General features: G+C 71.4%; 19 protein-coding genes. 10 read left to right on the top strand and 9 right to left on the bottom strand.

Annotation, left to right across the window (positions count from 1 at the left end):
- Window positions 1-36: 36 nt before the first annotated feature.
- Window positions 37-600 (bottom strand): YbjN domain-containing protein, encoded by a 564-nt coding sequence (locus tag BG452_RS29615; protein ID WP_188307425.1) that lies wholly within the window; start codon window positions 598-600, stop codon window positions 37-39.
- A 358-nt stretch (window positions 601-958) separates the two neighbouring features.
- On the opposite strand from BG452_RS29615, the gene BG452_RS29620 reads away from it, so the two are divergent.
- On the top strand, window positions 959-1,240 hold the full coding sequence (locus BG452_RS29620) for a helix-turn-helix domain-containing protein (RefSeq protein WP_188307426.1): 282 nt from the start codon (window positions 959-961) through the stop codon (window positions 1,238-1,240).
- A gap of 76 nt (window positions 1,241-1,316) precedes the next feature.
- Here the strand turns inward: BG452_RS29620 and clpB are convergent, their stop codons facing one another.
- Both clpB and BG452_RS29630 read right to left on the bottom strand, forming a co-directional pair.
- Window positions 1,317-3,923, bottom strand: coding sequence for an ATP-dependent chaperone ClpB (clpB, locus tag BG452_RS29625; protein ID WP_188307427.1), 2,607 nt, complete (start codon window positions 3,921-3,923; stop codon window positions 1,317-1,319).
- 187 nt (window positions 3,924-4,110) lie between these two features.
- Window positions 4,111-5,043 (bottom strand): LysR family transcriptional regulator, encoded by a 933-nt coding sequence (locus BG452_RS29630; protein ID WP_188307428.1) that lies wholly within the window; start codon window positions 5,041-5,043, stop codon window positions 4,111-4,113.
- A gap of 70 nt (window positions 5,044-5,113) precedes the next feature.
- On the opposite strand from BG452_RS29630, the gene BG452_RS29635 reads away from it, so the two are divergent.
- The 6 genes from BG452_RS29635 (at window position 5,114) to BG452_RS29660 (ending at window position 11,810) form a co-directional block, all read left to right on the top strand.
- A complete protein-coding gene (locus BG452_RS29635) occupies window positions 5,114-6,250 on the top strand; it encodes a TDT family transporter (protein WP_188307429.1) in 1,137 nt (378 codons plus the stop codon).
- A 669-nt stretch (window positions 6,251-6,919) separates the two neighbouring features.
- Window positions 6,920-7,915: a LuxR family transcriptional regulator gene (locus tag BG452_RS29640; RefSeq protein ID WP_188307430.1), complete on the top strand. Its 996-nt coding sequence runs from the start codon at window positions 6,920-6,922 to the stop codon at window positions 7,913-7,915.
- Entirely contained in the window at window positions 7,905-8,936 is a 1,032-nt protein-coding gene (locus BG452_RS47280) for a helix-turn-helix transcriptional regulator (protein ID WP_188307431.1), read from the top strand. Before BG452_RS29640 ends, BG452_RS47280 begins: the two co-directional genes overlap by 11 nt.
- On the top strand, window positions 8,929-9,891 hold the full coding sequence (locus BG452_RS29650) for a LuxR C-terminal-related transcriptional regulator (protein WP_188307432.1): 963 nt from the start codon (window positions 8,929-8,931) through the stop codon (window positions 9,889-9,891). The genes BG452_RS47280 and BG452_RS29650 overlap by 8 nt, the downstream gene beginning before the upstream one ends.
- The gene (locus BG452_RS29655) at window positions 9,884-10,846 is read left to right on the top strand and encodes a LuxR C-terminal-related transcriptional regulator (RefSeq protein ID WP_188307433.1); all 963 of its coding nucleotides are present in this window, start codon (window positions 9,884-9,886) and stop codon (window positions 10,844-10,846) included. The genes BG452_RS29650 and BG452_RS29655 overlap by 8 nt, the downstream gene beginning before the upstream one ends.
- A complete protein-coding gene (locus BG452_RS29660; protein ID WP_188307434.1) occupies window positions 10,839-11,810 on the top strand; it encodes a helix-turn-helix transcriptional regulator in 972 nt (323 codons plus the stop codon). The genes BG452_RS29655 and BG452_RS29660 overlap by 8 nt, the downstream gene beginning before the upstream one ends.
- A 7-nt stretch (window positions 11,811-11,817) precedes the next feature.
- On the opposite strand, the gene BG452_RS29665 is transcribed toward BG452_RS29660, so the two are convergent.
- A complete protein-coding gene (locus BG452_RS29665; protein WP_188307435.1) occupies window positions 11,818-12,435 on the bottom strand; it encodes a hypothetical protein in 618 nt (205 codons plus the stop codon).
- A 326-nt stretch (window positions 12,436-12,761) separates the two neighbouring features.
- On the opposite strand from BG452_RS29665, the gene BG452_RS29670 reads away from it, so the two are divergent.
- Entirely contained in the window at window positions 12,762-12,929 is a 168-nt protein-coding gene (locus tag BG452_RS29670; protein ID WP_188307436.1) for a hypothetical protein, read from the top strand.
- 38 nt (window positions 12,930-12,967) lie between these two features.
- On the opposite strand, the gene BG452_RS29675 is transcribed toward BG452_RS29670, so the two are convergent.
- The 5 genes from BG452_RS29675 to dnaK all read right to left on the bottom strand — a co-directional run bounded on the left by BG452_RS29675 (window position 12,968) and on the right by dnaK (window position 18,508).
- On the bottom strand, window positions 12,968-13,984 hold the full coding sequence (locus BG452_RS29675) for a helix-turn-helix transcriptional regulator (protein ID WP_188307437.1): 1,017 nt from the start codon (window positions 13,982-13,984) through the stop codon (window positions 12,968-12,970).
- Between the two features lie 197 nt (window positions 13,985-14,181).
- On the bottom strand, window positions 14,182-14,694 hold the full coding sequence (locus BG452_RS29680) for a heat shock protein transcriptional repressor HspR (RefSeq protein WP_188307444.1): 513 nt from the start codon (window positions 14,692-14,694) through the stop codon (window positions 14,182-14,184).
- A 49-nt stretch (window positions 14,695-14,743) separates the two neighbouring features.
- The gene (dnaJ, locus tag BG452_RS29685) at window positions 14,744-15,898 is read right to left on the bottom strand and encodes a molecular chaperone DnaJ (protein ID WP_188307438.1); all 1,155 of its coding nucleotides are present in this window, start codon (window positions 15,896-15,898) and stop codon (window positions 14,744-14,746) included.
- Window positions 15,899-16,043: 145 nt separating this feature from the next.
- Complete coding sequence (grpE, locus tag BG452_RS29690) at window positions 16,044-16,664, bottom strand: nucleotide exchange factor GrpE (protein WP_188307439.1); 621 nt, start codon at window positions 16,662-16,664, stop codon at window positions 16,044-16,046.
- On the bottom strand, window positions 16,661-18,508 hold the full coding sequence (gene dnaK, locus BG452_RS29695; RefSeq protein ID WP_188307440.1) for a molecular chaperone DnaK: 1,848 nt from the start codon (window positions 18,506-18,508) through the stop codon (window positions 16,661-16,663). The genes grpE and dnaK overlap by 4 nt, the downstream gene beginning before the upstream one ends.
- Window positions 18,509-18,916: 408 nt before the next feature.
- Between dnaK and BG452_RS29700 the strand changes: the two genes are divergently transcribed.
- Both BG452_RS29700 and BG452_RS29705 read left to right on the top strand, forming a co-directional pair.
- Window positions 18,917-21,139, top strand: a complete 2,223-nt coding sequence (locus tag BG452_RS29700; RefSeq protein ID WP_188307441.1) for a (Fe-S)-binding protein — start codon at window positions 18,917-18,919, stop codon at window positions 21,137-21,139.
- A gap of 292 nt (window positions 21,140-21,431) precedes the next feature.
- Window positions 21,432-22,553, top strand: a 1,122-nt coding sequence (locus BG452_RS29705) for an NDP-sugar synthase (RefSeq protein ID WP_188307442.1), incomplete at its 3' end; no start/stop codon positions are given.

Genomic DNA, 22,553 nt, shown 5'->3' on the forward strand with positions numbered 1-22,553 from the left:
GCGGCCGGGCCGCGGGGGTGCGCGCCGGGGCCGGGATCAGGCCTCCTCGCCGCCCTCACCCTCGCCCTCGCCGTCCTCGCCCTCGATCTCGTTCTGCAGGCCGAGGCGCTCGACGATCCACTGCTCGAAGCCGACCGCGGCCTGGGTCCAGTTCGCCGTGGTGGTGACGAAGTAGTCCAGGTTGACGCCGGTGCCGACGATCATCTGGGCCTCGCCGATCAGGCGGACCACGCCGTCCTCGTGGGTGTGGGTGTAGACCTTCGGCCAGAGGGTCTCGCGGTTCCACTCGTCGATCAGGTCGAGGATCTCGCCCTTCTTCTCCAGCGGGTACGCGCGGTCGTAGAAGGCGCGCACCGCGAAGAGCTCCTTCTGCTCGCCGCGGAACATGTAGTAGACGCGGAAGCCCTCCCAGGGGGCGGTGAGGTCGCCCTCCTCGTCCACGACGTGCTTGAGCTGCATCTGGTCGAGCAGCTGGGTCACCAGGGCCTGGTCGGGGACGATGATCGGCGGAGGGCCGGCCGGCCGGCCGCCCTGGCCACCGGGCTGGCCGCCGCCCTGGGGCACGCCGAACGACGGGATGGACGACGGGTCGATGCTCATGGGGGTCCTCTTCCTCAGTGCACGTGGTGGCCGGCAATGAGAGGCCGCCCTTTCCACCTCCCATCCTGCCTCATTCAGGGCTCTGCTCACAGGGGCACCGAGGGGCGCGTCGATCTTCCTCCGGGGGCACGCGGAGGCCTCTGTCACGCACGGTGCGCGGGGTTCGGCCGACCGGGTGCGCGGGGTTCGGCCGACCGGTCGGGCACCGGGTGGGCGCGTGAGCCAAGTCACGCGCCCGGCGGCCGGGTTCGCCTGCCGTGCGGGCCGGATGCGGTTAGCGTGCGACGGAACTCGCCGGGAGCAAAGCCCGTTCGCCCCGGTCGAGTTGAGGTGATTTGGACCGAAGGGGGGAGCAGGGATGGAACGTACGGTGACCGGGGAGGGCGCCTCGCTCGGGGCGCTGCTGCGGAACATCCGGCTGGGCCGGGGGATGACGCAGGAGCAGTTGGGCGAGGCGTCGGGGCTGAGCGTGCGGTCGATCCGCGACCTGGAGCGGGGGGTGTCCTGCCCGCGGGTGTCCACCCTGCGGCTGCTCACCCAGACCTGGAGCCTGCCGGAGTCCCAGGGGGCCGAGCTGCACCGGCTGGCCCGCGCCTGGCGGGACCGCTCACGGCGGCAGCAGCGCGGAGCGGCGGGCTAGGACACGGCGCGGGCCGCCCGGAGACGGTGCGGGCCGCCCCCTCGCGTGAGCGGGGAGGCGGCCCGGACGGCAGCGCCTACTTCTCCAGCGGGCCCCGGCCGCGGACCGTGAGCCGGTCGCCCTCCTCGTCCCGCTCGACCAGCACGGTGTCCCCGTCGTGGACCTGGCCGGAGAGGATCGCCCGGGCCAGCTGGTCGCCGATCGCGGACTGCACCAGCCGGCGCAGCGGGCGGGCGCCGTACGCCGGGTCGTACCCGGTGAGCGCCAGCCAGTCGCGGGCGGCCACGGAGACGTCCAGGGTGAGCCGGCGCTCGCGCAGCCGTTCGCCGAGGCGGGCCACCTGGAGGTCGACGATCCGGCTGAGCTCGGCGGTGCCCAGCGGGTCGAAGACCACGATGTCGTCCAGCCGGTTGAGGAACTCCGGCTTGAACGCGGCCCGGACGGAGTCCAGCACCAGGGCCTTCTTCTTGTCCTCCGGGATGGTCGGGTCCACCAGGTAGTGGGAGCCGAGATTGGACGTGAGGATCAGGATCGCGTTGCGGAAGTCCACCGTGCGGCCCTGGCCGTCGGTGAGCCGGCCGTCGTCGAGCACCTGGAGCAGCACGTCGAAGACCTCCGGGTGGGCCTTCTCCACCTCGTCCAGCAGCACCACGCTGTACGGGCGCCGGCGGACCGCCTCGGTGAGCTGGCCGCCCTCCTCGTAGCCGACGTACCCGGGCGGGGCGCCGACCAGACGGGAGACCGAGTGCTTCTCGCCGTACTCGCTCATGTCGATCCGGACCATCGCCCGCTCGTCGTCGAACAGGAAGTCGGCCAGGGCCTTGGCGAGTTCGGTCTTGCCGACGCCCGTCGGGCCGAGGAACAGGAAGGAGCCGGTCGGGCGGTCCGGGTCGGCGATGCCCGAACGGGTGCGGCGCACCGCGTCCGAGACGGCCTGCACGGCCTCCGCCTGGCCGATCAGCCGTCGGCCCAGCTCCTCCTCCATGCGCAGGAGTTTGGCGCTCTCGCCCTCCAGCAGCCGGCCGGCCGGGATGCCCGTCCAGGAGGCGACCACGTCGGCCACGTCGTCCGGGCCGACCTCCTCCTTGACCATCGAGGCGGAGGCGTCCTGGTCGGCGGCGCGCTCCTGGGCCTCGGTGAGCTCCTCCTCGGCGGCCGGGATCTCGGCGTACATCAGCTTGGACGCCCGCTCGAAGTCCCCGTCCCGCTGGGCCCGTTCGAGCGCGCCCTGCAGGTCGTCCAGCCGCTCCTTGAGTTCGCCGACCCGGTTGAGGCTCTTCTTCTCCTGCTCCCAGCGGGCCGTCAGCACGCTCAACTGCTCGTTCTTGTCGGCGAGATCGCGCCGCAGCCGGGCCAGCCGGTCCACCGAGGCGGGGTCCGACTCCTTCTCCAGGGCCAGCTCCTCCATCCGCAACCGGTCGACGGCGCGCTGGAGTTCGTCGATCTCCACCGGGGAGGAGTCGATCTCCATCCGCAGCCGGGAGGCCGCCTCGTCGACCAGGTCGATCGCCTTGTCGGGCAGGAAGCGGGAGGTGATGTAGCGGTTGGACAGGGTGGCGGCGGCGACCAGGGCGGCGTCCGAGATCTGCACCTTGTGGTGCGCCTCGTACCGGCCCTTGAGGCCGCGCAGGATGGCGATCGAGTCCTCCACGCTGGGCTCGCCGACCAGCACCTGCTGGAAGCGGCGCTCCAGGGCCGGGTCCTTCTCGATCCGCTCGCGGTACTCGTCCAGCGTGGTGGCGCCGACCATCCGCAGCTCGCCGCGGGCCAGCATCGGCTTGAGCATGTTGCCGGCGTCCATCGCGGAGTCGCCGCCGGCGCCCGCGCCGACCATGGTGTGCAGCTCGTCGATGAAGGTGACGACCTGGCCGTCGGAGGACTTGATGTCGTTCAGGACGGCCTTCAGCCGCTCCTCGAACTCGCCGCGGAACTTGGCGCCCGCGACCATCGCGCTGAGGTCCAGGGCGACCAGCCGCTTGCCGCGCAGCGACTCCGGCACGTCGCCGGCCACGATGCGCTGGGCCAGGCCCTCGACCACGGCCGTCTTGCCGACGCCGGGCTCGCCGATCAGCACCGGGTTGTTCTTCGTCCGGCGGGAGAGCACCTGGACCACCCGGCGGATCTCGTGGTCGCGGCCGATCACCGGGTCGAGCTTGCCGTCCCGGGCGGCCTGGGTGAGGTCGGTGCCGTACTTCTCCAGGGCCTTGTAGGTGCCCTCCGGATCCGGCGAGGTGACCTTGCCGCTGCCCCGGACGTCCTTGAAGGCGGCGAGCAGGGCCTTGGCCGTCGCGCCCTGCTGCACCAGCAGTTCGGCGACCGCCCCGCCCTCGGCGGCCAGGCCGACCAGCAGGTGCTCGGTGGAGACGTACTGGTCGTCCAGGTCGTCCGCGCGCTTGCCGGCCTCGGTGAGCACGGCCAGGGTGTCCCGGGCGAGCTGCGGGGCGGCGACCGTCGAGCCCATCGCGCTGGGCAGCGCGGTCAGCTGGCGGCGCGCCTCGGCGTCGACCCGGGCCGCGTTCGCCCCGACCGCCTCCAGCAGGGGCCGGGCGATGCCCTCGGGCTGCTCCAGCAGGGCGATCAGGATGTGCACCGGCTTGACGTCCGGGTTGCCGGCCGCGCCCGCCTGCCGGATCGCGGCGGACAGGGCGTCCTGCGTCTTGGTGGTGAACTTGCTCGCGTCCACTGCTGGGGGATCCTCCCTCGTCGTCTTTCAGTACTGCCACCTACAGCATGCACTAAGTTGAGTGTATTCCGCTCAACTTTTGGCTGAAGGCTTCACCCCGGGGCTCGGATCGCCCTCGGGGCTCGGTCCGGGCCCGGGCCTTCCGCCCCGGGGCCGGGCCCCGGGCCTTCCGCCGCGGGGCCCGGTCTCAGGCCCTCCCCCGCGGGGACCGGCCGGGGCGGCGCCGGGTCAGCCCCAGCAGCTCCCGGGCCGGCCCGCCCGGCCGCTGCCCGGCCGGCCACACCGCCCGCAGCGGCCGCCGCAGATCCAGCTCCTCCACCAGCGGCACCTCGACCAGCCGCCGGGTGGCCAGCTCCTCCACCACCGCCAGCTCGCTCAGGCAGACCGGCCCCGCCCCGGTCATCGCCGCCGCCTTCAGCGCGGTCGACGACGCCAGCTCCATCCGGGGCCGCGCCGGGCCCCCGTACGGCGCCAGCGCCATCTCCAGCACCTCCCGGGTGCCCGAGCCCGGTTCGCGCAGCACCAGCGGGGTGCCCGCCAGCTCCGCCCCGGTCAGCGGGGTGCGGCGGCGCGCCCACCGGTGGCCGGGCGCCACCACGACCACCAGCCGGTCCGCCGCCACCACGACGCCGGACAGCCCCGGCGGGCTGGACGGGCCCTCGACGAAGCCGAGGTCGGCGTCCCCGGCCAGCACGTGCCCGGCGACCTCCGCCGAGTTCGCCGTCCGCAGCGTCACCGCCGTCCCCGGACTGGCCTCGGCGAGCGCCAGCAGCCAGCCCGGCATCAGGTACTCGGCGACGGTCAGACTGGCCACCACCCGCAGCTTGGCGTCCCGTCGCTCGCGCAGCGCGTCGATCCCGGCGTCCAGCGCCTGTGCCGCCTCCACCACCTGCCGGGCCCACTCGACCACCAGCCGGCCCGCCTCGGTCGGCCGGCTGCCCCGGGGCGAGCGCTCCAGCAGCGGGACGCCGATCTGCCGCTCCATGCCCTTGATCCGGGCGCTCGCGGTCGGCTGGCTCACCCCCAGCTCGGCCGCCGCCCGGCCGACGCTGCCGAGCCGGGCCACCGAGAGCAGCAGTTCCAGGGCGCCCAGTTCGGGGACGTGCGGGGAGAGGGGCATAGGTTCAGGCTATGCCCTCATAGGATCCGCGGCGCTACCGGAGGCCGGGCCGCTCGGCGAGGGTGGAACCATGTCCACCTCGGCCGACGTCCGCCCGCTCACCCGCCCCGCCGCCCCCGCCGCTTCCGCCGCCGGCTCCCGGCTCTCCCGGCTCGACCTCGCCCAGCTCGGCCCCAACTGGTACGCCGCCGTGATGGGCACCGCGATCGTGGCCAACGGCGCCGCCGCCCTGCCGGTCCGGCTGCCCGGCCTGATCGGCTTCGGCGAGGTCATGTGGGCGCTCGGCGCGACCGCCCTGCTGGTGCTGGCCGGCGCCCGGCTGGTGCACCTCACCCGGCACCGCGAGGCGGCCCGGACCCAGCTGCTGGACAACCCGGCCACCGCCGTCTTCTACGGCTGCCCGCCGATGGCGCTGCTGGCCGTCGGGCTCGGCACCCTGCTGCTCGGCTCGCGGGTCATCGGCACCGGCCCGGCCGTCGCCGTCGACGCCGTGTTGTGGGGCGCCGGCACGCTGTACGCGCTGACCGTCGCGGCCGGCATCCCGTACCTGATGATCACCCGGCACCGGGTGTCCGCCCTGGAGGCCAACCCGACCTGGCTGCTGCCCGTGGTCGCCCCGCTGGTCGCCTCCGCCTGCGGCCCGGCCCTCGTCCCGCACCTGCCCGCCGGAACGCCCCAGCAGGCCATGCTGTACGGCTGCTGGGCGCTGTTCGGGATCGGCCTGCTGGCCACCCTGGTGCTGCTGCCGGTGGTGTTCACCGGGCTGTTCCACAGCAAGCTGTCCACCCTGGCGCTCACCCCCGCGCTGTTCCTGGTGCTCGGCCCGCTCGGCCAGTCCGTCACCGCGATCCACCAGCTCGCCGACGCGGCCCGTCCGGTGCTGCCCGCGCTGGCGCCCGTCATGGTGCCGCTGGCCGAGCTGTACGGCGTCGCGGTGATCGGCGTCGCGATGCTCTGGCTGGCCGTCGCGCTCGCCGCCAACCTGCGCGCCCGGCGGGCCGGGATGCCCTTCGCGATGACCTGGTGGGCGTACACCTTCCCGATCGGCACCTGCGTCACCGGCGCCGCCGCGCTCGCCCGGCACACCGGCTTCGGCGGCTTCACCGCCCTGACCGTCGGGCTGTACCTGCTGCTGGGCACCGCCTGGGTGCTGGCGGCGGGCGGTACGGCCGCCGGGCTGCTGCGCGGGCGGCTGCTGGCGCGCTGAACCGCCCGGCCGGCGGCCCGCGGAACCGCCCGGCCGCCGGTGGGCTGAGCTGCGCGTCGTGCCGTTCGGCGGGTCCCCGCCGCTCACGAGCACGCCGCCGTTGCAGGAACGCGCACCTACAGGATGACGGTGCACAGCCAACCGCCGTCCGCAGCCCCACCCCCCGCTGGCCTAGGCCTTTACCGGAATCCCGGCCCCCGCCCCCGCCCCCGCGCCCACTCCGGGATGCAGATAGTTGCAATTGCGCGAACCTGCACTCGGGCGGCACTTGTCCACCGGCCGTCACGCTGTGAGGGTGGAGGCACGCCAGGTCGTCCGGGCACCGCAGCCCGATGTGGCGACTTGCTCTTCAGAACTGACCACGGGGGCGACGTTCCGTACCCGTGGAACGGGGGGGAAGAGCCCCGGCCGGGATCCATGTGTGGTGATGGAGCCCGGACCGGAGCCGGCGAGGCGTTGCTGCTCCGCCTCGCCGGAAGCGCCTTGGCACTGGCGTGCTGATGGCGGCCCCCGGGAGCCCGTGTGCGACGGCACCCGGACCCGGGGGCCCGCCGTCCGACCGGTAGCGTGAGACGCCCGGCCACCGGTCCCCGCGGACCGCGCACCCCGACGGCGCGCCTACCGGCGGGGAGACAACAGGGGAGAGGCGTCCGGCAGGGAGAGTACGACGTGACGGCGGAACCGGCGGTCGCGCCGCACCAGGCGGTACCCGAGGGCGAGGAACCCGACGAGGCCGCCCGACAGCTCTACCTGGCGATCATCGCCGAAGGCGGCCGCATCCCGTTCGCCGACATCACCGACACCGAGCGGACCGCGCTCCGCCAACTCCTCGACATCGGCCTGCTCATGGCCAACCGGATGGACCGCTGCTACACCGCCGTCAGCCCGCGGTCCGTCAGCGACCGTCTCGGCTCCGAACTCCGCAGCGAGGCCACCCGGCTGCTGGTCCGCGCCGAGAACCTCCCCGGCGCCCTCGACGGCCTCACCCGCGCCTACGACGCGATGCCCCGCCCGTCCGGCCGCGCCGGCGGCGCCGTCTACGTCGAGGGGCACGTCCACATCCGCCAGCGGATCTCCCAACTGGTCTCCGACTGCCGCTCCGAGGTCCTCACCGCCCAACCCGGCCACCGCCCCGCCGACACCCTGCAGATCGCCCTCGCCCAGGACGTCCAGCTCCTCCAGCGCGGCTGCTCGCTGCGCACCATCTACCAGCCGGTCGCGTTCGCCGAACCGCCCGCCATCGCCTACGCCGAGGAGGTCACCCGGCACGGCTCGCAGATCCGGGTCCTCGACGAGCCCTTCCAGCGGCTGATCGTCTTCGACCGCAGCGTCGCCGTCATCTCCGCCAACGACGACAACAGCACCGCCGCGTTCATCAGCGACCCGGCCTCCCTCGCCTTCCTGATCGGCGGCTTCGAACGCGACTGGGCCCGCGCCGACACCGCCGAAGCCGCCGCCGCCCTCGGCCACGGCCCCGCCCGCACCATCCCCGACCGGGTCGGCCGCCTGCTCGCCCGAGGCCTCACCCAGCGCGCCGTCGCCACCCGCCTCGGCCTCAGCGAACGCACCGTCGCCGGCCACATCTCCCGCCTCCGCGACCGCTACGGCGCCCAGACCCTCTTCCAGCTCGGCTGGCTGATGAGAGGTGACCGCGATGACCGATGAACCCGGCCCGGCCGAGCGCGACCTCTACCTCGCCGCCGTCCGCGGCGGAGGCCGACTGCGCCCCGAGGACCTCGCACCCGCCGACCGGCCCACCGTCGCCGCCCTCGTCGCCCGAGGCCTCCTCACCCCCACCGCCACCGGCTACACCGCCGCCAACCCGCGCGCCCTCGGCGACCGCCTCGGCGCCGAACTCCGGCTGCGAGCAACCCGTTTGCTCGTGCACGCCGAACGGCTCCCGGGAACCCTGCGGCCGCTCTCCCACGCCTACGAGGCGCTCCACCGGTCGGCCGGCCCGGGGGGTGGGGTGCTCGACGCCCGATCCGTCCCCGCCCGATCCGTCCCCGCCGGGTCCGTCGAAGCCGGATCCGTTCCCGTCGCATCCGTTCCCGCCGGGGCCGTCGACGCCACCCGACTCGACGGCTTCGCCGCCATCCGCCGGCGCGTCGCCGAACTCCTCGCCGGCTGCGAGGAGGAGTTCCTCTCCGCCCAACCCGGCCCCCGCCCCGCCGAACTCCTCCAAGTGACGCTCGGCCAGGACCTCTCCCTGCTCCGGCGCGGCTGCACGATGCGCACCCTGTACCAGCCCGCCACCCTCGACGACCCCGCCGTACTGCACCAGATCGGCCTCCGCAGCCGCCAGGGCGCCCAGACCCGGGTACTCGCCGAACCCTACGAGCGGATGCTGGTCTTCGACCGCTCGGTGGCCGTCATCCCCGCCGCCGAGGACCGCGACTGCGTCGCCGTCCTCACCGACCCCGCCACCGTCGCCCACCTGGTCGCCCACTTCGACCGCGACTGGGCCCGCGCCACCCCCGCCGACCGCCACCTCGGCGTCCCCCACCCCACCACCGTCCGCATCGGCCGCCTGCTCGCCCGCGGCCTCACCCAACGCGCCGTCGCCACCCGCCTCGGCCTCAGCGAACGCACCGTCGCCGCCCACCTCGCCCGCCTCCGCGACCGCTACGGCGCCCAGACCCTCTTCCACCTCGGCTGGCAGATGCGCGGAGAACGCCATGGCTGACCCCGCCACCCTCCCCGACCCCGCCGCCCGCACCCTCTACCTCGCCATCGTCCGCGAGGGCGGCCGCATCCGCGCCGCCGACGTCGACCCGGCGGATCGGGAGGCGCTCGACCGGTTGGTCGAAGTCGGCCTGCTGGTAGCACAGTTGCAGGACGCCTCGTACAGCGTGGTGGACCCGCGGGTGGCCACCGAGCGGATCGGCACCGCGATCCGGCAGCAGAGTGCCCGACTGCTCGCGAAGGCCGAACAACTCCCCGCACTCATGGGCGAACTCGCCCGGGCATACGACGCGAGCCCGAAACGCCAGAGCGACTCGACCGGCGTGCGGTACATCACCGGGAAGGAGCGGATCCGGCACGAGATCGAGCGACTCAGCCAGGAGTACCCCTGCGACGGCATGGCCGCCCAACCCGGCGGCCCCCGCCCCGTCGCCGAGCTGGCGGACTCGCTGGAACGCGCCCGCCGCTTCCACGGCCGCGGCGGCACCGTGCGCTCCCTCTACGAGCTCTCGGCCAAGTACGACCCGCCCACCGTACGGTTCGCCGCCCAGGTCGCCCCTCTCGGCTCCACCACCCGCGTCCTCGCCGTACCGTTCAAGCGCTTCCTGGTCTTCGAACGCGCCATCGCCGTCATCCCCGCCGCCGCCGACTACACCAGCGCCGCCGTGGTCGACGACCCGGCGATGGTCGCCTTCGCGGCCGACACCTTCGAGACGCTCTGGCAGCAGGCCGACGGAGTCAACTGGGCGGCCCTGGAGGAAAATTCCGCCGAATCCGCCATCCATGAACAGGTCGGCGCCCTCCTCGCCCAGGGCTTCACCCAGCGGTCGATCGCCACCCGCCTCGGCCTCAGCGAACGCACCGTCGCCGGCCACATCGCCCGCCTGCGCGAGTCGTACGACGCGGAGACCCTGTTCCAACTCGGCTGGCAGATGCGGGGAGCCCGCGATGTCTGAGCCGGTACTCGACCTGTCGGACGCGGCCCGCGAGCTCTATCGCACGATCCTGCGGGACGGCGGCCGGATGCGGATCGCCGACATCCCGGCCGAGGTCGCCGGGACCGTTCAAACCCTCCTGGAAACCGGCCTGTTGAGGCCGTATATCTCGGACGGAGTACTCACCGCGGTCAACCCGCGCTCGGTCACGGCCCGGATCGCGGCGGACCTGCGGACGGCCGGAACCCGCCTGCTGGTCCAGGCGGAGGAGGTACCCGCCCTCCTCGACGACCTCACCGCCGCCTACGACGGCGCCCCGCGACGCCATGACCACACCGGTGGCACCCGGATCGTCGAGGGGTTCGCGAACGTCCGGCACCGGGTCTCCCAACTCACCGCCGAACTGGGCAACGAGGCACTGTCCCTGCGTCCGGGCGGCGCCCGACCGGCGGAAGCCGCGGACGACATCGTGGAGCACGCCCGCCGCTACCGGGAGGCGGGTGGCACCTTGCGCACGATCTACGAGGTCGCGGCCCGCCTCGACGGCCCCACGGTCCGGATGGCCGCGCGGATGACGGAGCTCGGCTGCCACATCCGGGTCCTGCCCGTGCCGTTCAGGCAGCTGATGATCCTCGACCGGACCGTCGCGGTGATCCCCGCCGGGCCGGACGACAGCAGTGCGGCCTTCGTCGAGGACCCGGCCGTGGTCGACTTCCTGGTACGGGACTTCGAGACTCACTGGCAGCAGGCTGACGGCGTGAACTGGACGGCTCTCGCCGACGGCTCCGCCGAGTCCGCCACCCACGAACAGGTCGGCCGCCTCCTCGCCCGAGGCCTCACCCAGCGCGCCATCGCCACCCGCCTCGGCCTCAGCGAACGCACCGTCGCCGGCCACATCGCCCGCCTGCGCGAGTCGTACGACGCGGAGACCCTGTTCCAGCTCGGCTGGCAGATGCGGGGAGCCCGCGATGTCTGACACCGAACTCCCCGACGCCGCCGCCCGCGAGCTCTACCGCGCGATCCTGGCCGAAGGCGGCCGGATCCGCATCAGCGACATCCGCCCCGAGGACGAAACCTCCGTCAAGCAACTCGCCGCCCTCGGCCTGCTCGTCCTCCGCACCGCCGACAGCACCTTCAGCGCGGTGAACCCCCGTGCGGTCGGTGAGCGCATCGGTGCGGATCTACGGGAGGAGAGTGCCCGCCTCCTCGCCCGAGCCGCGGCGGTCCCGGACCTGTTGGAGGACCTGACCCATGCCTACGATGTCGCCCCCCGCCGTGCGGAAGCAGTTGGTGGGACGCGTCGGGCGGTGGGGTTCGACCAGATTCGGCATGTGATCGCGCAGTGCCTCCGCGACTATCCGCACGATGCCTTGGTTGCCCAGCCGGGCAGGATCCACCCGCCCGCGCATCGAGCTGACTCACTGGCGCAGACGCGTCGGTACGTCGAGTACGGCGGTTCGGTCCGGACGCTCTACGGGCCGCAGGCTCGGATGGATTCGGAGCACGTCGAGTTCGCGGCGGAGATCACGAAAGCGGGTTCGCGGATCCGAATCCTGAACGCGCCGTTCAACCGGATCATGATCTTCGATCGAGCCGTCGCCCTGATCCCGGCCGCGCCGGACAACCAAGTGGCTGCTGTCGTGGAGGATCCGGCGGTGGTGGCGCACCTGGCGGACATCTTCGACCAGCAGTGGCAACAGGCCGAGGCGGTGGACTGGGCTGCGCTCGCGGACGGTGCCGTCACGCCCGCCGCCCACGAGCAGGTGGGTCGCCTGCTCGCCAGGGGTCTCACGCAGCGGGCGATCGCCAGCCGCATGGCCTTGAGCGAGCGGACCGTGGCCGGTCACATCGCCCGGCTGCGTGAGGTGTACGACGCCGAGACCCTGTTCCAGCTCGGCTGGCAGATGCGGGGAGCCCGGACGGGGGAGTCCGGTGGGTGAGCTCTGCTCAGCCGGTGGCGGCGCCGGTCGGCCAGTAGCCGGGGACGGAGGTCTGCTGCCGGGGGACGTTGAAGCGGTCGCCGGGGGCGGTCCAGAAGCCCTCGCGGAGGGAGAGCGCCATGCCGGCCCAGTCGAGGGCGGTCTCCACGGTGTGGTGGAGGGCCTCCTGGGACCAGGTGTCGTCGAAGACCAGCGGCAGGACGGGGGCGACCTGCTCGATGGTGGCGATCAGCGGGTTGTGGGTGATGGCCTCGTCGACGAGCAGGACGATCGGCTTCCGCAGTGCCGACGCCCAACCGAGTTCGAGGCTCACGCCGGCCGAGAGCGGTGCGCCGACGTAGGCGAACACCAGGTCCGCGGACTGCAGCGCCCGGAAGTCGGACGGCACCCGGGGCTCGGGCGCCCGGCCGGCGACGGTCCAGGCGTCGCTGTGGTGCGCGCTGTACACGGCGGCACCGCTGCGGAGCAGGGTGGTGCGGAGTGTCGTCAGCCGCGTCCGGCTGGCGAGCGTCACCACGCTGTCCGCGGGGCCGGTCAGCCGCATCAGCGGCGCGGCCAGGAACACACGTGCACGCCGACCCTCAGGGGCCTGGCTGTCGCTGTGACGCAGGTAGGGCTCGGTCATGTCGACTCCGGGGAGATGGTCTTCCGGTCTGATCTGAGCATCGGTCGAATGCAGTCCGATCAGGCTGGAGTACCTACGGGGAAGGGGGAAGATGGCGCATTTGACTGAACATTGCCAGGAATGGAAGCTCTGTCGGACCATCGAGAGCGAACTGATCGTCCATCGCTGAGGGCCTATGCGTCCAGGGTTCACTGGTGTCATGTGGATGCCTGGCAGGGAGATGACGCGTAGGCGAGCTTGGCATGCCTGTACGACTTGAGGCAGCATATGGACGCTGGTGCTTCTCTTGTTGGTTGATGCAGTGCGCACGAGGAAGGGGTAGGCGCGTGTCTCGTCTGCGCCGATTTGTCTTCAAGGCCGTCTTGATGTCGGCCGTTGGCATGACTGTCCTGACCGGGTATTGCGCTGCTGCGGGTGCGGTGGACCACCCCGATGCCATCTCTACCGCCAAAGTGACGGGAGTGACCCAGGACCTGGACATCGGCTGGGCGTGACGCGGGTTGCTGGGGCGATCGGATCCTGCGCGTGACGGTCAGTCGCTCCCTGTGTCCAAGCCTTCCACTGGAGAGTGTTCGGCGGCGCGAGCCAGCGCGTAGCCGAGTTGAAACAGCGACTCGACGTTGTAGTCCTCTCGCATCTCGGCGATGTGCCGGGCGAGGGTCCGTTCGCTGATTCCCAAGCGACGTGCGATGACCCGGTGGTTGATGCCGGCGAGCATCAAGTCGATGATCATCTGGCGCAGTCGCGATACGACCTGCTGCGGTACGGCGCGATTGCCGTCGAATTTGAGAGCTCTGTTCCAGCTGGGCTCGAAGACTTCCTCCACCAGGTAGTTGGCGATCACCGGCTCGAATATGAATGCGGCCAGCGTCATGTCATTGGCCACTGGTATGACGGCCACCCGCCGGTCTATGACGATGAGGCGGGTGTACGGCTCGTCCAGCGTGCGGAATTGCCCGCCGACCTTTGCGAGTTTGGCGACGTAGTCTCTGGTGGGCTGGTGGTAGCGGGTGCTGGCGTGGTAGATGGTACGCATTGACGTGCCGCGATTGAGCGCGTCCAGATCGCGTTCGACCATGGCCGCGAGCAGCTCTGGTGGCCGCGGGCCGCCCGGCTGGAGTGCGAGCGTCTCTTCAGTTCCGTTCGTGAAGAGTTGATCGAGTCGCTGATTTATCAGAACCTTTCCCCGGACGTACTCGATCGCGCCACTGCTCTTTTCTGGCGCATGGAATTCCTGGGAGAGCTCTTGGAGTTCGGCGGGCAGTGATACCGCCCGTGACAGAAGGTCGAGAGCCTGCCGTTGCCAGCTGCCGCTAAGCCGCGCGGAGAGTTGGGCGGGATCGACGGCTACCAATTCGTTGCGGTCGTCGCCGTCGGGCATCAGTAGCCCGATCTCCAGCAGCTCGCTCAGGCCATTCAGTTGGTGGTAATCAGATTCCGACGAAACTCGCCCGTCGGCCTTGACGATCTCGAGGTAGAGCGCCCGGGCCTCCGGTGACAGAACGGGAACCCCACCTGCAGTGGGGCCGAGTTGAGCCCGTCCACTCATCTTCGGCTCCTTGCCGTATATCCGAGGCTTTCCAGGATCTCTGCCAGCACTGGAGCTTGGGCTGCAAATCCCGTGACCTGTGACCGTGTGGTGTGCCGGCCAGCTTGTCAGAGTGTCACTCTCTCACCAACACCCAGCCGCCGGCACCCCCCGAACAGGAGGGAGCCGGCGGCTGGTGGGGCGAGCGGTGCCGCGGGTCAGCGCTTGGGGCGCCAGACGACGAGGGCGCTGGATTGGGGGGTGGGGGGCTGGTAGGGGACGAGGTCGCGGCGGTAGGAGGCGTGGACGGCGGCCTCGCGCTGCTGGAGGGCGGTGGCGGCGCCTTCGAGGGAGTCGGCCAGTTCGGTGATGCGGGCCTGGAGGGCGGTGACCTGGTTCTCCAGCTCGATGATCCGCTTGATGCCGGCCAGGTTGATGCCCTCGTCCTGGGAGAGCCGCTGGACCTCGCGCAGCTGCTGGATGTCGCGGGCGGAGTAGCGGCGGCCGCGTCCGGCGGTGCGGTCGGGGCAGACCAGGCCGAGGCGGTCGTACTGGCGCAGGGTCTGCGGGTGGAGGCCGGAGAGTTCGGCGGCGACCGAGATGACGTACACCGGGGTGTCCTCGGTGAGGACGTACTGCGGCGGGGCGGTGGCGCGGCGGGGGCGGCGGGGGCCGTTGCCGGGCAGGCCTTCGCCGAGACCCGGGCCGGGGCCGATGGGACCGCCGTCCATCGGGTCCATCGGGTTCATCGGGTTGAGGGGGTTCGGGGACATCTGGTCGTCACGCTCCCTTCGCCGCCCGGAAGAGAGCGGCTCGCGGGTCGTCGGAGGCGGTGGCCTCGCGGTACTGCTCCAGAGCGTTCAGCGCGTCGCCGGTGACGTGCTGTGGCACCACGACCTCGACGGTGACGAGGAGGTCGCCGCGGGTGCCGTCCTTGCGGGTGGCGCCCTTGCCGCGGGCGCGCATGGTGAGGCCGTTGGCGCTGCCCGGGGGGAGCTTGAGCTTCACGGCGGGGCCGTTCAGCGTGGGCACCTCGATGGTGGCGCCGAGGGTGGCCTCGGGGAAGGTGACCGGGACGGTGACGGTGAGGTTGTCGCCCTTGCGGCCGAAGACCGGGTGCGGGTCGACGTGCACGGTCACGTAGAGGTCGCCGGGCTGGCCGCCGCGTTCGCCCTGGGCGCCCTTGCCCTTGAGCCGGATCCGCTGGTCGGCCTGGACGCCGGCCGGGATGCGGACCTGCATGGTGCGGGCGGAGCTGGCCCGGCCGCTGCCGTGGCAGTCGGGGCACGGGTCGTCGACGATCATGCCGCGGCCGCGGCAGTCCTTGCACGGCTCGGAGAGCGCGAAGGCGCCCTGGCCGCGGCTGACGGTGCCGGCGCCGACGCAGGTCGGGCAGACCCGCGGGGTGGTGCCGGACTTGGCGCCGGTGCCGTTGCAGAGTCGGCAGGGGGCCTGGCTGGTCATCCGCAGCGGGACGGTCGCGCCGTCGACGGCTTCTTCGAAGGAGAGCGTCACTTCGGTCTCGACGTCGCTGCCGCGCCGGGGCTGGGCCTGCCGCGTGCCGCCGCGGTTGAAGAGGCCGCCGAAGACGTCGCCGAGTCCGCCGCCGCTCCCGCCGCCCTGGTTGCCGTTGAAGAGGTCGCCGAAGTCGAAGCCGTAGCTGCCGGTGCCGGGGCCGCCGGTGCGGAAGCCGCCGTTGGCGAAGAGGCTGCGGGCCTCGTCGTACTCCTTGCGGCGCTTCTCGTCCGAGAGGACGTCGTAGGCCTCGGAGATGTCCTTGAAGCGCTCCTCGGCCTTGGCGTCACCCTTGTTCGCGTCGGGGTGGAACTCGCGCGCCAGCTTGCGGTAGGTCTTCTTGATCTCGGTGGCGGTGGCGTCCTTGGGCACGCCGAGGACCTTGTAGTAGTCCTTCTCGACAAAGTCCTTGCCGCTCATGGCTTCCGCCACCTCCCGATGTCCATCGTCACTGCGCTGTCAACAGCCTCTGGAAGAGTGCTGCTGACAGCGCGCTGCGGAGCCGGCCGCCGTACTGGCCGGCGTACGACTCCGCAGCGCACTGGTTGTCAGCTGTCACAGGTTGTCAGCTGTCCGAGTCACCGTCGGACTTGTCCGGGTCGGCGGACTTGGCCTCGGCGTCCGGGCCGGGCGTCGTCTGGGTGCCGGGCTGGGGCTCGGCGACGGCGACCATGGCCGGGCGGATGATCCGCTCGCCGATGCGGTAGCCGGGCTGGAGGATCTGCACGCAGGTGTCCTCGGTGACGTCCGAGGAGTAGCTGTGCATCAGCGCCTCGTGCTGGGTCGGGTCGAAGGGCTCGCCCTCCTTGCCGAACTGCTGCAGGCCCAGCTTGGCGACGACCATCTCCAGGGAGTCGGAGACGGACTTGAAGCCGCCCGTCACCTCGCCGTGCTCGCGGGCGCGGCCGATGTCGTCCAGGACGGGGATCAGGGACTCCAGGATGTTGGAGACCGCGATCTCGCGGACCGTCAGCCGGTCGCGCTCGACCCGCTTGCGGTAGTTCTGGTACTCGGCCTGCAGGCGCTGCAGGTCCGCGGTGCGCTCGGCCAGCTCGCGCTTGGCCGCGGCGAGTCCCTCGGAGCCTTCGCCGGCACCGCCGGCCGCGGCCTCCTCGGCAGCCTTGATCACGGCCTCCTCGGCGGCGGATTCGTCGCCGGGCTTACCGCCCTGCGGCTTGTCCGTCATGCCGACGCACCGCCCTTGGGCTTCTCGTCGTCCACGATCTCGGCGTCGACGACGTCGTCCTCCTTGGCGTGGGTGGACTCGCCGGCCGCGGCGGCACCGGCACCGGCGGCGTCGGCGTTGGCGTAGAGCGCCTGGCCGAGCTTCTGGGCGGTGGTGGAGACCTTCTCGGAGGCCTCGCGGATCTTCGCGATGTCCTCGCCCTTGAGGGCTTCCTTGAGCTCGCCGATGGCGGTCTCGACCTCGGTCTTGACGTCGGCCGGGAGCTTGTCGGAGTTGTCGGCGATGAACTTCTCGGTCGAGTAGACGAGCTGCTCGGCGGAGTTGCGGGTCTCGACGGTCTCGCGGCGCTTGTGGTCGTCCTCGGCGTACTGCTCGGCCTCGCGGCGCATGCGGTCGACCTCGTCCTTCGGCAGCGAGGAGCCGCCGGTGACGGTCATCTTCTGCTCCTTGCCGGTGCCGAGGTCCTTCGCGCCGACGTGCATGATGCCGTTGGCGTCGATGTCGAAGGTGACCTCGATCTGCGGCAGGCCGCGCGGCGCCGGCGGCAGGCCGGTCAGCTCGAACATCCCGAGCTTCTTGTTGTACGCCGCGATCTCGCGCTCGCCCTGGTAGACCTGGATCTGCACGGACGGCTGGTTGTCCTCGGCCGTGGTGAAGATCTCGGAGCGCTTGGTCGGGATCGTGGTGTTGCGCTCGATCAGCTTGGTCATGATGCCGCCCTTGGTCTCGATGCCGAGGGACAGCGGGGTGACGTCCAGCAGGAGGACGTCCTTGACCTCGCCCTTGAGGACACCGGCCTGGAGCGCGGCGCCGATGGCGACGACCTCGTCCGGGTTGACGCCCTTGTTGGCGTCCTGGCCGCCGGTCAGCTCCTTGACGAGCTCGGCGACGGCGGGCATGCGGGTCGAGCCACCGACCAGGACGACGTGGTCGATCTCGGAGAGCGAGATGCCGGCGTCCTTGATCACGTTGTGGAACGGGACCTTGCAGCGCTCGAGCAGGTCCGCGGTCAGCTGCTGGAACTGGGCGCGGGTGAGCTTCTCGTCCAGGTGCAGCGGGCCCTCGGCGGAGGCCGTGATGTAGGGCAGGTTGATCGAGGTCTCGGAGGACGAGGACAGCTCGATCTTGGCCTTCTCGGCGGCCTCGCGCAGACGCTGCAGGGCCATCTTGTCCTTGGACAGGTCGACGCCGTGGCCGGACTGGAAGACCTTCACCAGGTGGTCGACGACGCGCTGGTCCCAGTCGTCACCACCGAGGTGGTTGTCACCGTTGGTGGCCTTCACCTCGACGACGCCGTCGCCGATCTCCAGCAGGGAGACGTCGAAGGTGCCACCGCCGAGGTCGAAGACCAGGATGGTCTGGTCGTCCTTGTCGAGGCCGTACGCGAGGGCGGCCGCGGTCGGCTCGTTGACGATGCGCAGGACGTTGAGGCCCGCGATCTCACCGGCCTCCTTGGTGGCCTGGCGCTCCGAGTCGTTGAAGTACGCCGGGACGGTGATGACGGCGTCGGTGACGGTCTCGCCCAGGTAGGCCTCGGCGTCGCGCTTCAGCTTCTGCAGCACGAAGGCCGAGATCTGCTGCGGGTTGAAGTCCTTGCCGTCGATGTTGATCTTCCACCCGGTGCCCATGTGGCGCTTCACCGAGCGGATGGTGCGGTCCACGTTGGTGACCGCCTGGCGCTTGGCCACCTCGCCGACCAGAACCTCGCCGTTCTTCGCGAAAGCGACGACGGACGGCGTGGTCCGGGCGCCCTCGGCGTTCGTGATGACGGTGGGCTCGCCACCCTCGAGAACGCTGACGACCGAGTTCGTCGTACCGAGGTCGATGCCGACCGCGCGTGCCATCGTAAATACCTCCACGGAAGAGTTGAGCTTTACGGGCTCAAGGATGCACGACTCGACGGGGAGCGTCAACAGCTATGAGTGCGTGGCACTCAACTTTGCTGATGCCCGTCCTGAGCTCGGGGGCGGTCCGGGGGTCCGGGCGGACGGGCGGGCGGACGGCCGGGGCGGCGGGCGTGCGGTCACGTGACTGCCGCCATAGCTTGGGAACCTTCTGGAGAACTGTTGCGCACCGGTAATGTCCGGGCCGTCGGCCCGGCAAGTTACCGACCAGTACAATCACTTCGGAAAACTGCGGAACCGCAGAACCAGCAGAACCAGCGGAACCGCAAAGCCGCAGACACTGCTCAACCGCAGAACCAGCAGAACCGCAGACACTGCTCAACCGCAAGCCGCAGGAGACGGAGAGCGATGCAACTAGCAGCGATCGTCATCTCGCTGGTCACGTTCGTGATCGGCACCGCGCTCGCCCTCCGTGCGGCGTGGCACATCTTCAGGGTGGTACTGACCGGCGCGCCGGACTCCACCCGCTTCGGGAAGCCCGCCCAGCGCGTGAAGACCGTCGCGACCGAGTTCTTCGGCCACACCCGGATGAACCGCTGGGGGATCGTGGGCATCGCCCACTGGTTCGTCGCGGTCGGCTTCTTCAGCCTGGTGCTGACCATCGTCAACGCGATGGGCCAGCTCTTCGACGCCGAGTGGGAACTGCCGATCATCGGCGACTGGATGATCTGGCAGCTCTTCGTCGAGCTGGTCGGCACCCTGACCACGCTGGGCATCGCCACCCTGATGGTGATCCGGCTGATGAGCCTGCCGTCCCGGTCGGGCCGCAAGTCCCGGTTCGCCGGCTCGATCGCCTGGCAGGCCTTCTACGTCGAGTACACGATCCTCGGCATCGGCATCTGCATCCTGATGCTGCGCGCCCTGGAGGGCGCCCTGGCCGGCGTCGACTCGTACGGTCCGGAGCACCTGGTCTCGTACCCGATCACCTCCGCGCTGAGCGGCCTGTCGCACGGCACGCTGGAGAACCTGGTCTACCTGTTCGCGATGCTGAAGATCTGCATCTCGTTCGCGTGGGCGGCCACCATCGGCCTCAACCCCTCGATGGGCGTGGCCTGGCACCGCTTCCTCGGCTTCTTCAACATCTACTTCAAGCGCGAGGAGGACGGCGGCACCGCGCTCGGCGCGCTCCGTCCGATGACGAGCAAGGGCGAGCCGATCGACTTCGAGGACCCGGCCGAGGACGCCGTCTTCGGCGTCTCCCAGGTCGAGCACTTCTCCTGGAAGGGCATCCTCGACTTCTCCACCTGCACCGAGTGCGGCCGCTGCCAGTCGCAGTGCCCGGCCTGGAACACGGGCAAGCCGCTGTCGCCCAAGCTGCTGATCATGAGCCTGCGCGAGCACGCCTACGGCAAGGCCCCGTACCTGCTGGCCGGTGGCGGCAAGGACATGGAGGGCACCGAGCAGGCGACCGCCGAGCAGCTCAAGGACGTCCCGGCGGCCGCGCTGGCCGAGGCCGAGCGCCCGCTGATCGGCACCGCCGAGGAGAACGGGGTCATCGACCCGGACGTGCTGTGGTCCTGCACCACCTGCGGCGCCTGCGTCGAGCAGTGCCCGGTGGACATCGAGCACATCGACCACATCGTCGACATGCGCCGCTACCAGGTGATGATCGAGAGCAACTTCCCGACCGAGGCCGGGACGATGCTCAAGAACCTGGAGAACAAGGGCAACCCGTGGGGCATGGCCACCAAGGCCCGCCTGGACTGGGTGAAGGAGCTCAAGAAGGAGACCGGCATCGAGGTGCCGGTGATCGGCGAGGACATCGACCCCGCCGAGGTCGAGTACCTCTACTGGGTCGGCTGCGCCGGCGCCCTGGAGGACCGCGCCAAGAAGACCACCAAGGCCTTCGCCGAGCTGCTGCACACCGCGGGCGTGAAGTTCGCCATCCTCGGCAAGGAGGAGACCTGCACCGGTGACTCCCCGCGCCGCCTGGGCAACGAGTTCCTCTTCCAGATGCTCGGCGCGCAGAACGTGGAGACGCTGAACGCCGCGCTGGAGGACGCCCCGACCAAGCGGATCGTGGCCACCTGCCCGCACTGCTTCAACACCATCGCCAACGAGTACCCGCAGCTCGGCGGGCACTTCGAGGTGATCCACCACACCCAGCTGCTGCAGCACCTGATCGACGAGGGCAAGCTCGTCCCGGTCAACCCGGTCGAGGGCCTGATCACCTACCACGACCCCTGCTACCTGGGCCGCCACAACAAGGTCTACAGCCCGCCGCGCGAGATCATGGACAAGGTCCCCGGTCTGCGCCAGCAGGAGATGCACCGCCACAAGGAGCGCGGCTTCTGCTGCGGCGCCGGCGGCGCCCGGATGTGGATGGAGGAGCGCATCGGCAAGCGGATCAACACCGAGCGCGTGGACGAGGCGCTGTCCCTCAACCCGGACATCGTCTCCACCGCCTGCCCGTTCTGCCTGGTGATGCTCTCCGACTCGGTCAACGGCAAGAAGAACGAGGGCGCGGCCAAGGAGCACCTGAAGGTGGTCGACGTGGCCCAGCTGCTGCTCGACTCGGTGAAGGCGACCCCGCCGGCCGAGGCCGAGGAGCCCACGACGGTGGACGCGTAACCGCGATCGCTGTTCGACAGTTCTGTTACAACCGCCCGGCCCGGTGGACGCCGCCAACGCGCCCGCCGGGCCGGGCTTTTCGGCGCCCGGGCGACGGCCGGCGGTACGGCGGGCGGACGGCGAGTGACGCTGATCGCACGACCGCCGGACGGGCATCCGGTCGGAAGGAAATACAGTAGGCGCCGGACCGGCTGCGAGCCGGTCTTCCCGTTCAGGACGGGTTCAGACCACCGACGGAGGCATCGGCCCGCCGGGCCGGGCCGCAGAGAGCACAAGGGGAACAGCGCAGACCATGACCGAGGCGATCATGCTCGTCGGTGGTAAGGGCACGCGACTGCGTCCGCTGACCACCCACACCCCCAAGCCGATGCTGCCGGTGGCCGGTGTTCCGTTCATCGCGCACCAGCTGGCCCGCGCGGCCGCCGCCGGGGTCACCCGGGTGGTGCTGGCCACGTCCTACCTGGCCGAGGTGTTCGAGGACCACTTCCAGGACGGCACCCCGTACGGCATCGAGCTGGTCTACCTGACCGAGCGCGAGCCGCTGGGCACCGGCGGAGCCATCCGCAACGCCGCCTCCGGGCTGACCTGTGGCCCGGACGAGCCGGTCCTGGTCTTCAACGGCGACATCCTCTCCGGCCTCGACATCGCCGCCCTGCGCGACGGCCACGTGGCCGCCGGGGCCGACGTCACGCTGCACCTCACCCGGGTGGAGGACCCGCGGGCCTTCGGCCTCGTCCCCACCGACGCCGACGGGCGGGTGCTGGAGTTCCTGGAGAAGCCGGAGACGCCGGAGCAGATCGTCACCGACCAGATCAACGCCGGCTGCTACGTCTTCACCCGGTCCGTCATCGACCGCATCCCGGCCGGCCGGGAGGTGTCCGTCGAGCGCGAGACCTTCCCCGAGCTGCTGGCCACCGGCGCCCTGCTGCGCGGCGTCGTCGACACCTCGTACTGGCTGGACCTCGGCACCCCGGCCGCGTTCGTCCGCGGCTCGGCCGACCTGGTGCTCGGCAAGGTCGACTCCCCGGCCGTCCCCGGCCCCACCGGCGACGCCCTGCTGCTGCCCGGCGCCACCGTGCACCCCGGCGCGGTGCTCAGCGGCGGCACCGTGGTCTCCGCGGACGCGGTGATCGAGGCCGGCGCCATCGTCGAGGGCAGCGTGATCCTGCCCGGCGCGCTGATCGGCCCGGACACCCTGGTCAAGGACTCGATCGTGGGCGCCTACGCCACCGTCGGCGACCGCTCGGCGCTGGACGGCGCCGTGATCGGCGACGGCGCGATCGTGGAGTCCGACAACGAGCTGCCGGGCGGCATCCGGATCGCCTGCGGCACCCTGCTGCCGGTCGGCGCAGTCCGCACCACGGCCGGCCCGGGCGGCTGCCCGGCCGGCACCGCTGCGGCCGCCGCGGTGCAC

Origin of the sequence: Streptomyces sp. CBMA123, assembly GCF_014596465.1 — a bacterium.
GTDB lineage: Bacteria > Actinomycetota > Actinomycetes > Streptomycetales > Streptomycetaceae > Kitasatospora.